Origin of the sequence: Agrobacterium vaccinii (assembly GCF_021310995.1) — a bacterium.
Taxonomy (GTDB): Bacteria; Pseudomonadota; Alphaproteobacteria; order Rhizobiales; family Rhizobiaceae; genus Agrobacterium; species Agrobacterium vaccinii.
Map to the genome: position 1 here is coordinate 574,670 of NZ_CP054151.1, position 12,424 is coordinate 587,093.

At 58.2% G+C, this 12,424-nt stretch carries 11 protein-coding genes; 1 reads left to right on the top strand and 10 read right to left on the bottom strand.

Annotated elements, in window-relative coordinates; genetic code table 11:
• Positions 1-25: 25 nt before the first annotated feature.
• The 10 genes from HRR99_RS17730 to HRR99_RS17775 form a co-directional block, all read right to left on the bottom strand.
• Positions 26-1,066: an L-idonate 5-dehydrogenase gene (locus HRR99_RS17730; protein WP_233124086.1), complete on the bottom strand. Its 1,041-nt coding sequence runs from the start codon at positions 1,064-1,066 to the stop codon at positions 26-28.
• A 60-nt stretch (positions 1,067-1,126) separates the two neighbouring features.
• Entirely contained in the window at positions 1,127-2,533 is a 1,407-nt protein-coding gene (locus HRR99_RS17735; protein ID WP_233124087.1) for a TRAP transporter large permease, read from the bottom strand.
• Position 2,534: 1 nt separating this feature from the next.
• The gene (locus tag HRR99_RS17740; protein ID WP_112498266.1) at positions 2,535-3,110 is read right to left on the bottom strand and encodes a TRAP transporter small permease; all 576 of its coding nucleotides are present in this window, start codon (positions 3,108-3,110) and stop codon (positions 2,535-2,537) included.
• Between the two features lie 98 nt (positions 3,111-3,208).
• Positions 3,209-4,183, bottom strand: coding sequence for a sialic acid TRAP transporter substrate-binding protein SiaP (locus HRR99_RS17745; protein ID WP_111841192.1), 975 nt, complete (start codon positions 4,181-4,183; stop codon positions 3,209-3,211).
• 74 nt (positions 4,184-4,257) lie between these two features.
• On the bottom strand, positions 4,258-4,959 hold the full coding sequence (locus HRR99_RS17750) for a FadR/GntR family transcriptional regulator (protein ID WP_111841191.1): 702 nt from the start codon (positions 4,957-4,959) through the stop codon (positions 4,258-4,260).
• 174 nt (positions 4,960-5,133) lie between these two features.
• Complete coding sequence (locus tag HRR99_RS17755) at positions 5,134-6,027, bottom strand: MurR/RpiR family transcriptional regulator (protein WP_422387340.1); 894 nt, start codon at positions 6,025-6,027, stop codon at positions 5,134-5,136.
• A gap of 69 nt (positions 6,028-6,096) precedes the next feature.
• The gene (locus HRR99_RS17760) at positions 6,097-7,038 is read right to left on the bottom strand and encodes an ABC transporter substrate-binding protein (protein WP_338422848.1); all 942 of its coding nucleotides are present in this window, start codon (positions 7,036-7,038) and stop codon (positions 6,097-6,099) included.
• A gap of 11 nt (positions 7,039-7,049) precedes the next feature.
• Positions 7,050-8,096 (bottom strand): FecCD family ABC transporter permease, encoded by a 1,047-nt coding sequence (locus tag HRR99_RS17765; protein WP_233124092.1) that lies wholly within the window; start codon positions 8,094-8,096, stop codon positions 7,050-7,052.
• Positions 8,093-9,109 (bottom strand): FecCD family ABC transporter permease, encoded by a 1,017-nt coding sequence (locus HRR99_RS17770; RefSeq protein ID WP_233124093.1) that lies wholly within the window; start codon positions 9,107-9,109, stop codon positions 8,093-8,095. The genes HRR99_RS17765 and HRR99_RS17770 overlap by 4 nt, the downstream gene beginning before the upstream one ends.
• Entirely contained in the window at positions 9,106-9,921 is an 816-nt protein-coding gene (locus HRR99_RS17775; RefSeq protein WP_233124094.1) for an ABC transporter ATP-binding protein, read from the bottom strand. The genes HRR99_RS17770 and HRR99_RS17775 overlap by 4 nt, the downstream gene beginning before the upstream one ends.
• A gap of 283 nt (positions 9,922-10,204) precedes the next feature.
• Between HRR99_RS17775 and HRR99_RS17780 the strand changes: the two genes are divergently transcribed.
• Complete coding sequence (locus HRR99_RS17780) at positions 10,205-12,337, top strand: TonB-dependent siderophore receptor (RefSeq protein WP_233124095.1); 2,133 nt, start codon at positions 10,205-10,207, stop codon at positions 12,335-12,337.
• Positions 12,338-12,424: the final 87 nt, after the last annotated feature.

A 12,424-nucleotide genomic window follows, 5' to 3' on the forward strand; every position in this document is an offset into this window, starting at 1 on the left:
GTCTATCCCTCAGATATCAATGGCATCAGCCGAATGTGATTTGAACCTTGCAAGCAACGGATCGGTCGCCCGCCTGCTCGAATGCGGCGACGGCATCTTGCAACGGAAACGCATGCGAAATAATAGGGCGCACGTCGATGGCGCGCGCCGATATGAGCGCTGCGGCCTGCGCAAATTCCTGATCGAAACGCTGGGAACCGCGCCAGACGATTTCCTTGCCCACCAGCGCATTAAGTGGAATCGTCATGTCTCCCGTCACGCCCACCTGAACGATAGTGCCGCGTGGTTTGACGACCGCAAAAGCGGAGCGCAAGGCAGGACCGGCAGCCGAGCAATCGAAAACGACGTCGAACACGCCCTTGTTCGCTTGATAGGGCGTCAGGCCATCCTGATCCGTCAAGACATTGACGGTGCGGTCGGCACCCATGGAGGTCGCTCTTGCCAGCGCGGCATCGGCAATATCCGTCACCACGATCTCCGCGGCACCGGCATGCCTTGCAGCGGCTACAGTCAGCAACCCGATGGGACCTGCACCGGTGACGAGCACTCGCTTGTCTTCGAGATCACCGGCCTGAGCCACCGCATGCAGGCAGACGGCGAGCGGTTCGGCACACGCGGCCTCGCCGGGCGTTATCTCGCCGCCAAAGGCCAGGCATTGCTTTGCGTCGACCACCAACCAATCCCGAAACATCCCCTGCTCATGCGGCAAGCGCATCGCGCTACCCATGAAGCGCATGTCGAGACAATGGATGGGCTGTCCAATCTGGCAATAATGACACTTACCACAGGGCTGCGACGGGTTTACCGCAACAAGTGAGCCAACCGTCAGGTGCGATACGCCTTCACCCAGTGCCTCGACATAACCGGATGCCTCATGGCCTGATATGATCGGTTCGCGCACCTGAATGGGGCCGAAACCACCGTCCTGATAATAATGGAGGTCGGAACCACAAATGCCGCCTGCCGCCATGCGCAGCAGCACTTGACCGGGACCGGGGGGCTGGAACTCCTGTGTTTCGACCTTGAGGTTCTGTTTTCCGTAAAGACGCGCGACGCGGGTCGACATGATGTGCTTTCGTCCCAGTGATTGGAGGAAAACCCGCGCGGACAGCCGCGCGGGTGTTTGTTATCGGATCAATCCCATTTCCGTCGGTAGCCAAAGGGTGATGGCTGGAATGAAGGTGATGAGAATGAGGGCGATGAACAGCGGCACCAGCCATGGCAGAATAGCCATCGTCGTCCGCTCCACCGAAAGCCTAGCCACCCGTGACAGCACGAACAAGACCATGCCGAGCGGCGGATGCAGCAGCCCGATCATCAGATTGAGCGTCATGATCAAACCGAAATGCACGGGGTCGATATCGAACTGCAACACCAGCGGCAGGAGGATCGGGACGAGAATGGTAATCGCCGCAATCGTGTCCAGGAAGCAACCGACGAACAGCATCAGCAGGTTGACCAGCACGAGGAATATCCACTTGCTGTCGGTCAATGTCAGGATGGCACCCGATAGTACCTGCGCCGCCTGGCTGACGGTGAGCAACCACGCAAAGACGGAGGCCGCCGCCACGATGAACAGAACCGAGGCCGTCGTCTCGATGGTATCGAATGTTGCCTTCGCCAGCGTTTTGAAGGTCATCGTCCGGTAACGCACAAGGCCGAGGAACAGCGACCACAAGACCGCGGCCACGGCTGCTTCCGTTGGCGTAAACCAGCCCATGGTCATGCCGCCGATCAGAATGACCGGTGTCATCAAGGCCATGACAGCGGAAAAATCGAAGTACCAATCGCAGGCGATCAACACCGCAAGCACGATGAAAATGGCAAGGTTGAGCGACAGGCCGAACATCGTCAGCACATAGACGCTGATCGGCACCAGCATGACGACCAAGACTTCCAGCGATGCGCCGAAGATCGTGCGCAGGCTGAACGGCGTGTCGGAGCCCCAGTTCTTGATATAGGCAAAGACGGCGACCGTGATCATCATCAGCAACGTCATGACCACACCGGGCAAAATGCCCGCCATGAACAGTGCGCCGATGGAGACGTTTGCCATCATGCCGTAGATCACGAAAGGCAGGGATGGCGGGAAGATCGGCCCGAGTGTGGCGGATGCAGCCGTGACGCCGACAGCCGCCTCGACGGGATAGCCGTGGTCCTTCATCGCCTTGATTTCGATGGTGCCGATACCGGCTGCATCCGCAAGAGCAGTGCCGGACATGCCGGAGAAAATGACCGAGCCGATGATGTTGACCTGCGCCAACCCACCCTTCATCCAGCCGACGAGAGCAACGGCGAAGGAGTAGATGCGGCCCGTGACACCTGCCACGTTCATCAGGTTGCCAGCCAGAATGAAGAACGGCACGGCCAGAAGCGGAAAGCTCTCGACACCGGCAATCATGCGCTGCGCCGCAATGATATCCGGCGCGACATTGTAGGCCAGAATGTAGATCAGTGACGATGTCGCCATGGAAATGGCGACCGGCAAGCCGATCAGCATGAGAAGCAGAAACGATCCAATCAGAACCAGCATGTCACACCTCCTCCACGCTCTGGAATTCTTCCGGTCTTTCAAGAACGGAATAACCACGTTGAAGATTGGCCACGAAAACCTGGATCGACCGGAGGAACATCAGCACGAAAGCTGCAAAGACCGTGTAGAAAACGATGCTACGCGGCAGGGCCACCGTCACCATCTCCTCATCCGCCACGATTTCGAGATATCGCCACATCAGCCATGACGTATAGGCGAAAAAGCCGATGCGCAGCACATCGACGGCCAGTGACATGATGCGCGTCACGTTGGAAGGCAGGTAGTGGTAGAGAACATCCACCTGGATGTGACGCGACATGCGCACGCACATGACAGAGCCGAGAAAAACGACGCCGATCAGGCAGTTGACGGCAATTTCCTCCGTCCATGCGTAACTGTCGTTGAGGACGTAGCGGGTGAAGAACTGCAAAAACACGCAGCCGGTCATGACCCAGAAGAGGGCAAGCGTAAGCCAATCCTCGAAGGAATAGACCGAGAGATCGACATTCGGCGGCGCTTCATCGAAGGTTTGGGCAAGTTCCTCAGGCGTCACCTGAGTGTGAGTTTCCTGCGACATTGAATTGTCCCGGCTGGAGCGTCCGACCGTTTCAGATCGTCAGACGCTGGAGAAAACGAGAAGGCGGCGCGGCCCAGAAAACCGCGCCGGACACGGACTTACTGAATGGCGCGAATGGCTTCCCAATCGGCCTTGTCGTAACCGAAGTCCTCGAATTTCACCTTCTCGAGCACGTTCTTTTCAAAGTCGGCCTTGTCGACTTCGGTGACGGTCAAGCCCCGTGCCTTGAAGTCATCCACCAGCTTGTTTTCACGCTCCTCGATGATCTTGGTTGTTTTGGTCGCAGCTTCCTGCATGACGTCAACGAAGATTTTCTTGTCTTCATCCGACAGACTGGCCCAACGGCTTTTCGAAATCACCGTATTCAGGTGATCGACAATGTGACCGGTCAGGACAATGTTCTTCTGCACCTCGAAAAACTTCTTCGCCTCAATGGTTGTCAGCGGGTTTTCCTGCGCATCCACGGTCCCGTTCTGAAGTGCCAGATAGACCTCCGCGAAGGCAATCGGTGTGGTGTTGGCACCGCAGGCGCGCGGCATGGCAAGGTAAGCTGGAACGTCCGGCACGCGCATCTTCACGCCGGACAGATCTGCACAGGTCGAAATCGGCTTGTTGGCCGTCGTGTGGCGCGTGCCGTAGTAGCTCACCGCCGCAATCACGTTGCCGGTCTTGTCCTGATAGCCCTTGGCCAATCGCTTGAAGACGTCGCTCTTGGTATAGGCGATCAGATGTTCGGGGCTACGGAAGATGTAGGGGAAGTAGGTCACGCCGATGGGCTTGTAATCCCGCGCGGCAAAGCTTGAGCCTGAGATGACCATATCGACGGTTCCCAGCTTCAGTCCCTGGTTGATGTCGACTTCCTTGCCAAGTTGCGATGCCGGAAAGACATCGATTTTGTAGCGGCCTTCCGTGCGTTTTTCGATTTCCTTGGCAGCCCATACGGATTCCGTGTGGAATGGCTCGGTCGTCTCATAGACATGCGCCCATTTGAGCGCGGTCTGCGCCTGTGCGGTAAAGGCGGATACGGCGACTATGGCCGTTGCGCCAAGCAATGTGATAAATCTTGATGTCATTGGTTTCCCTCCCGGATAGATGTCAGACTGCTGTTTTCATGATCCCTCTCTCTCCTTGCGGGACCACGCCTCCCCTACGGCTCCTCCCCGAAGCTTTCGGAAAATCTCTTCTGCGACTGCGTCAGATGGCGACGCATCGCATCGCGCGCGGCGGCTGTGTCATTTCTGGCAATGGCATCTCTGATGACCCTGTGTTCTTCCAGCGCCAGACGCCATGTTTTCGGTCCCTCGAAATGGCTGGCCAGCCGCTCGAAATAGGGCGTCATGCGACGATCGAAAATCTGTCCGGTGAAACGGTGCAGCGTGGCATTGCCGATTATATCCGTGATGGCAGTGTGAAAAGCGCGGTCCTGAACCAGCATATCGACGGGATCGCCAATCGCGTTTTCCATTTGCTGAAGGCACGCGTCGAGACGCGCAACACCGTCGGCAGTCGCCACCCGGGCGGCTTCCTCGGCAATCGCACTTTCAATGATGCTGCGCGCCTGAAGGATTTCAAATGGGCTGTCATTGTCGTCCACCGGTAGCACCTGAGCCGGATGGCTGGGCCGCTGGCTTACATAAATACCGGACCCCATGCGGATCTGGATATAGCCCTCCACCTCCAGAACGATCAGGGCTTCACGAATGGTGGGACGCGAAACCGCGAAACGTTCCGCAAGGTCACGTTCGGCAGGCAACTTGGCACCATGCCCAAGCTCCCCCGCCTCTATCAACGCACGAATCTGGTCCGCAACCTGCCTGTGCAGGCGGCGCGGCTCCAAAGCCACAAACATGAAATCCTCCCCAGATCCCATCTGGTAAAATGGTCTTACCAATTGCAACTTTAAGCAGGAACGAGGCAGTGTCAACCCTGCGTTATGAGGTTCGGGAATTTACCACGTGCGAATATTGTGGAGTGACTTGTTATAACGCGCCCATTGCCGCTGCCGAAACGTCGGCGGAAACTGTCACCGCTTGTTCGGCCTGATCTGGTTGCGCAGTTCCACCAACCGGTCCAATGTCGAGAGCGTTCGGTCGCGATTCTTGCCTGCAAGCGCCAATGTCAGGGCTTCGATGCAAACGAGCGAAGCGCCGTGCATGGCCACTTTTTCGTTTTTCGCGCGTGGCAGAACGAGCGTGACGCAGGCGTGTTGGGCGAGTGCGCTGTCTTCTTTCCCGACAATGGCGATGATGGGTATCGAGAGGCGCTGCGCCTCGGTGATCGTCGTCATGACCTCGCGGTGCGGGCGCCCTTGCGCAAGAACGAGGAGAACATCGCCGGTCTCCATTTGCAGCAACTGCTCTGCCAGCATGATCCCGGTCCTATCAAGCGCATAGGACGGAAACCCGGAGCGGATAAAATTTCGGGAGGCATAAAGGGCCACGACACCAGATGCGCCAATGCCGAAGACGCCGATTTTCGTGGCGGCGGATAGCACCGTCACCGCCGTAGCCATGGCTTGCCGATTGTCAGGCGATGACAGCGCCGCCATCGCGTGGCCCATGTCTGCCACCACGAAGTCGATGGCGGAATTGGTGTCATCAAGAAGGTCGTCTGTCGTTGCCGCCATCTTCTCGGATGGCGAGTCCGTTTCACCGAGATGCGCTTCCAGCGTATCTTTCAAATCGACGAGACCTTCGAAGCCGAGCGCCTGAATGGCCCTGATGACCGTCGCGTCAGATGTGCCGATTTCGCGACCGATTTCCAGCGCAGATTTCGCCAGCACCGCGTGCCGGTGCCGGTCAATATATTCCGCCACGGCCAGCAGGCCGGGAGACAGGGCATCCCGCTTCTTCTTCAATCGCTCGCCAAAGCGGTCTATGTGACGTTTCTTCAGAACGGGACTGCGCATCGATACCATCGTGGTCACTTCAAAAGCGTGTATCGATACACAGTGCCTGAGACGTCTTCATTTTTAAAGCAGCAACCACTATTTTGCCGGGCGCGGGGCCGTCGTCGATTTCACGATGGCCGTCATCAGCGCCATGGCGGCGTAGCTGTTCGAGATGGCCTCTTCCCGCGAGACCATGACGTATCGTCCCTCTGTGCAGGCCTTTAGAAAGCTGCAGAAGTCCGGCACGACTTTTTCCATGGCGTCGATGTCTTCTTTTGACGTGCCGCCGGTGTCCGACCGGTAGGGATCGAAGATAAAGTCAGCATCGACATCCGGCAAACGTTCGCCGCTGACTTCGATACGCCCTCCCTCGGCAATGCCGTTGATGATGTCGGGAAAGCGGAAACCTGCATCTCTCAGCACCTGACCAAGCGCCCTATATGTATGATAGATACTGATCTTGCCGTTGAGCGGTTGGATGACCGATACCGTGATCGATTTGGTATCGACAGCAGTTTTCAACTCCTCGATACCGGCGCGGTATCGGCGGTCGAGAATGGCGAGCTTTGTCTCTGTCCCGGTCAGCTCCGCGAGTTTTTGATAGGCGTGCGCGGTGCCGAATCGGGTGGGATCGATCACCACGGTCGGGGCTATTTTTTCCAGCGTCGCTATCGGGGTTGGCCTGCCTGCGGCGGTTATGATGAGGTCGGGCTTCTGCTCCGCAAGCGCTTCGAGATCGATATCGACAGCACCCAGAAAGGCCATGCCGGAATTGTCGAAATCAACGCCGGTCAGTATCGCGCTGGAGCGAAGATAAGGCTTTGCGTCGGCACCGATGCGTCCGTGGCTGGCAATGGGCGTTACGCCGAGTTCGATCAGCGGAATGGTGACATCGATATCGTGCAGCGAGGCGATCCTAAGCGGCTTTGTCGGCACGATGACACTTCGTCCCGCATCGTCCTGAAATTCATGCGTGGCATCAGCCGCGCTTGCACCGGTGGCGAAGAGGGCCAGAAACAGCAAGGCAAGGATACGCATCATAAAACCTTTCACAATTGGTCGCGACGGCGCCACAGAAGAGCGAGAAGAACAGGCACGCCGACAAGCGCGATGACGATACCGGCGGGGATTTGCAAGGGAGCGAACAGCGTTCGGCCAAGCGTATCCGCCATCACCACCAGCCCTGCTCCAATCAACATGCTTCCAGCCAGAAGTGACCGCTGTCCGCCACCGATTGCTAGCCGGGCCGTATGGGGCGCGATCAGCCCGACAAAGCCGATGCTGCCGACGCAGGACACGGCGGTGGCGGTCATCACAATAGGGCTCACCAGCCAGATGACGGCAAGAAGATTGCGGCGCACGCCGAGCCCGACGGAGAAATGGTCCCCAAGCGCGGCCACGTCTGCCGCACGGGCACTTGAAAACAGAAGTACTGCGCCGATCACCAGTCCGGTAACGGCAAGAGGCACCATGTCGGGCGTCACGGTTGCCAGACTTCCCGCCATCCATGTCAAAGCGATCTGGATGCGGTCAATGTCGGATATCGTCAGCAGCAAGGCGATGGCAGCGGACAGGAACCAGGAAAAACCGATGCCGATCAGCACGAAGCGCAGCCGCGAGAACGAACCTGCAATCATCGCGACCGCAAAAGCGACTGTCAGCCCTCCGGCAATGCCGACGAATGGGCGGAAAACCAGCGGAGTCTGCGGGAAAATGATGATGACGGTAACGATTGCCAGCGCCGCACCCTCCCGTACGCCCAGAAGGCCCGGATCAGCCAGACCATTGCGCGTCAGGGACTGGAGAGCGGCACCAGAAAGGCCCAGCATGCCGCCGCAGCACAAGGCCATGACGGTTCGTGGTAGCCTCAGATCACCAACAACGGACAAGCTTCCCGGCGTTGCCGAGCCTGTCGCGAAAGCAATAAAATCGGATAACCCCGCTCTGCCGCTTCCCGACACAAGTGCCCAGACGACGAGTAAGAAGAGACCCGCCATGAGGGCCAGCAACAAGGCCAGCCGCACTGGGTGGACTTTGGCGCTGATGCTGCCGAGAGCGATGAGGCGGTAGGACCCGTTCAACTTTCGCACCGTCATCTCAGCCTCCGGGCAACAACGAGGATGAAGACGGGAGCACCGATGAAAGCCGTCAGAATGCCGGTTGCCAGTTCACGCGGAGCGGCGATCGTGCGTGCGGCGATGTCTGCGGCCACAAGCAGGCATGCCCCCAGCAGCGCCGAAAGCGGGACGGAGAGACTGTGCCGTCCGCCCGCCAGCCGATGCGACATGCCCCCGACGATCAAACCGACGAAGCCGATGGGCCCGCAGAGTGAAACGGAAGCCCCACAAAACAGTGCCGCCGCGACCATTCCGAGCATCCGCGTCTGACGGACCGGCACGCCGAGGCCCGCTGCAAGCGTGTCTCCCAACGCCATGATATCCAGCCGCGTCACGATGAAAGCAGTCACGATGGTGGCGACAACAACGGTCAGGATGACCGCCTGTATGTCGGAAAACGAAATGCCGGAGAGATCGCCAGCGAGCCAAAAGCGCATCTGCTCCAGCGTCTCCTGATCGAGAATGAGGATCGCGGACACGCAAGCCGATGCAAGTGCGGAGAGGGCTATGCCGCAAAAGGTCAGCTTGGTCATCGTCAAGCCGGTTCGCCCGGCACAGGAAAGCGCCAGAACAGCTGAAAACAGCAACCCGCCACCCAAGGCGGCAACGAGAGGTCGCGTCAGAGCGAATGGGATGAAGGCGGATGGAAGCGCTATCGTCAGCACGATGGCAAGGCTAGCCCCGGCATTAAGACCCAGAATATGCGGTTCTCCCAAGGGGTTGCGCAGGATGGATTGCAACAGCCTGCCCGAAACCCCGAGTGCTGCTCCGCACAAGATGGCGGCGAGTAATCTTGGCAGGCGCAGTTTCAGCAATATCTGCTGCTCGAAATTAGCGTGGTCGCGCGCCATCAGGGCATCTATGACCAGTCGCGCCGAAACCGGTCGGGCACCGACACCGAGATGGACGACGCCGAGCAGCAAGGCGATTACGACCGCGCAAGGTATCCACAGCCAGACGGCAGACGACGCCGTTTTGCTTGGAGACTTCACGGCGAAGCGTTCCCAGAGCCCGGATCGGGTAGAAATGCGGGCCTGCCGGTGATGGGGTGCGTCACGGCGATGACCTTGGTGTCGAACACCTTTTCGATGTCTGCTGCCGAACATTCGGCCGTCGTTTCAGCGATGTGATGAACAGCCCCTTCTTTCAGAAAAACGATTCGGTCTGCATATTGCAACGCCGCGTTCAGATCGTGAAGGACAGCGACGACGGTGCGATTTTCCATGCGGCTCAGTCTGGAGAGCAGTTCCATGACCTCGACCTGATATCGCAGATCGAGAAATGTCGTCGGCTCATCGAACAGCAGCGTCTGCGTGTCCTGAGCGATGGTCAGCGCGATGAAACACCGCTGGCGCTGCCCACCGGAAAGACTGTCCACCGAACGGCCGGCAAGATCGCTGAGGCCCGTAATGACCAACGCCTGCTCGACGGCCTCTTCATCCGCCTGTGTCCAGGACTTGAACACGCCGCGATGGGGGTATCGTCCACGCGACACCAGATCGTAAACGCTGAGACCTTCCGGCGTGACAGGTGCCTGCGGCAGCAGCGCCAGTTTGCGGGCAACGTCGCGGGTCGGCATGGTGGAGATGTCACGCCCATCGATAAAGGCCGTGCCGCCGGTTGGCTTGAGGACACGCGAGAGTGCTGCCAACAGGGTTGATTTGCCGGAGCCGTTCGGCCCGGCAAGCGCTGTGAACTTGCCACGCGGCACGAGAAGCGACACGCTTTTCAGCACATCGACCTGGCCGTAACTCGCGCTCAGATGTTGCGCGCGCAACGCCGCATCATTCCCATCCGACCGCATCGACCAACCATCTTCCTTCGTGAAATTCCTGCGTCATTTGTATTTTATGAATGTAGTAGTCAACAATTAAACCGCTGAAAATTCCTGTCCGACACGCATTTTCAGCGACGCCGACCGGAAATATGCGGGCGAAACCGCCGCTTTCCCGGCAAAAATCTTACCCGCACACACGGAAATCGCCACTTCAAAGTTGACTACTACAGTCATGAAATACAGAAGGCGGGTGAAATGACGTGATCTGTTCGGTGGGGACTGAAGCATGAAGCTGGGTAAGAGATTTCAGATGCAGACGGCAATCGTTCTGCTAACCGTGGCAGGTATCGCCATAGTATCGCCTGTGAAGGCGCAGGACAGTGCCGACATCAAAAAATCGCAGCGCAAGGCCGATACCGCACAGACGAGCACGGTCCTTCAGCCCATCATAGTCGATGGTGCCGGGCAGACCGACGGCTACCAGCCGAAATCGACCAGCACCGCGACCCGCACCGACACGCCGTTGATCGACATTCCGCAGGCGGTCAATGTGGTCAGCCATGAGGTCATCGAGGACCAGAACGCAACGAATCTGGACGAAGCGCTAGGCAATATCAGCGGGGTCACGCAGACGAACACGCTGGGTGGCACGCAGGATTCCGTCATTCGTCGCGGTTTCGGGGATAATCGCGACGGCTCGATTTTGACCAACGGCCTGAAGACGGCCCTGCCCCGTTCGTTCAATGCCATGACCGACCGTGTCGAAGTCCTCAAGGGACCTTCCTCGACGCTCTACGGCATTCTTGATCCCGGCGGCATGGTCAATGTCGTCACGAAGAAGCCGAAGAACACGTTCTCGGGCGACGTCTACGGCAGCGCATCAAGCTTTGGCGGTGGAAAGACGGGACTGGATTTCACCGGTCCAATCGAAGGGACCGACTTCTCCTATCGCCTCATCGGTGAGTACGAAAACACCGACTACTGGCGCAATTTCGGCGACACAAAGAAGTGGCTCATCTCCCCGTCTCTGACATGGACCGGCGAAGACACGGAGATCACAGCCACCTATATGCACGAAGACTACAGCGTACCGTTCGACCGTGGCACCATCTTCGACACCACCACGGGACGCGCCGTCAATGTCGACCGCAAAATCCGGTTCGACGAGCCCTACAACATCACGGACGGCAAATCAGACCTCTTCCAGATCGAGATCGATCACGAACTTTCCGATAACTGGAAGCTTGGTATCGATTACAGCTACAGCCGCAACGAATATTCCGACAATCAGGCACGTGTCATGGGCTATACGCCGTCTACAGGCGCCGTCAGCCGCCGCGCGGATGCAACCGATTATTCGACGATCTACAACCATGCTCTCCGTGCCGATTTGACTGGCGAGGTGGAGATCGGCGGTTTGCAACACGATCTGTTGATCGGTGCCTCCTACGACTACAGCGACACACTTCGAACCAACATGATCCGCTGCGGCTCCGCGTTCAATTTCAACATTTATAACCCGGTCTATGGCAACATGCCTGCCTGCACGAACGTTTCCAATTTCGACAGCGACCAGAGTGAAGAGCTATCCACCGCATCCGTCTATGTACAAGACTCCATTCATCTGAATGAACAATGGATCGTCGTCGGCGGACTGCGTTATCAATATTACGATCTGCTGGCAGGCAAAGGCAGACCTTTCATCAGCAACACAGATAGCTTCGGCGATGCGCTCGTACCGAACGCCGGTATCGTCTACAAGGTGACACCGGATATCTCGCTCTACGCCAATGCCGCCAAGACCTTCCGTCCTCAATCCTCCATCGCAAGCCTGTACGGCAATCTGAAGCCGGAGGAAGGGGTGTCCTACGAGGTGGGCTCCAAGTTCGAGCTCCCGTCCGGCTTGACCGCAAATGTCGCGCTCTACACCTCCGACAAGGAGAATGTGGCCTATACCGACGGACTGGTTGTAAAAACGGCGGGTCTCGTCAGGGCGCGGGGCCTGGAAGTGGATGTCGCAGGCGCATTGACCTCGGACCTCGATTTCATCGCAAGCTACGCCTACACCGACGCGAAGGTTCTGGAAGGCGAGAATGCGGGCAAGCGCCCGGTCAACGTCGCACGCCACACCGCCTCGCTGTATCTCGCCTACGACGTCGGGGAATTCGGAGCATCCGGCAACAGCCTAAAGGTCGGTGGCGGTATAAGGGCTGTCGGTGAGCGCGCCGGCATCAACAGCAATGGCTATTTCCTTCCCGGCTATGCGGTCGTGGATGCCTTTGCCGCCTACACGTTCGAGCTGGAACGCCCGATTACGCTTCAGCTGAATTTGAAGAATATTTTCGACCGTACCTACTACACGTCATCGATCGGCGGCACAGCTTTCGGCAACCAGATCGGCGAACCGTTCAATGCGACGCTGACAGCGCGGGTCAAGTTCTGATACCGGGCAAAGCTGAATCTGCGTACTCGCAAATGTCAACGGCGGGCGGCTTGTGCCGTCCCACGGTTGTGTGCTGATATCGGATGA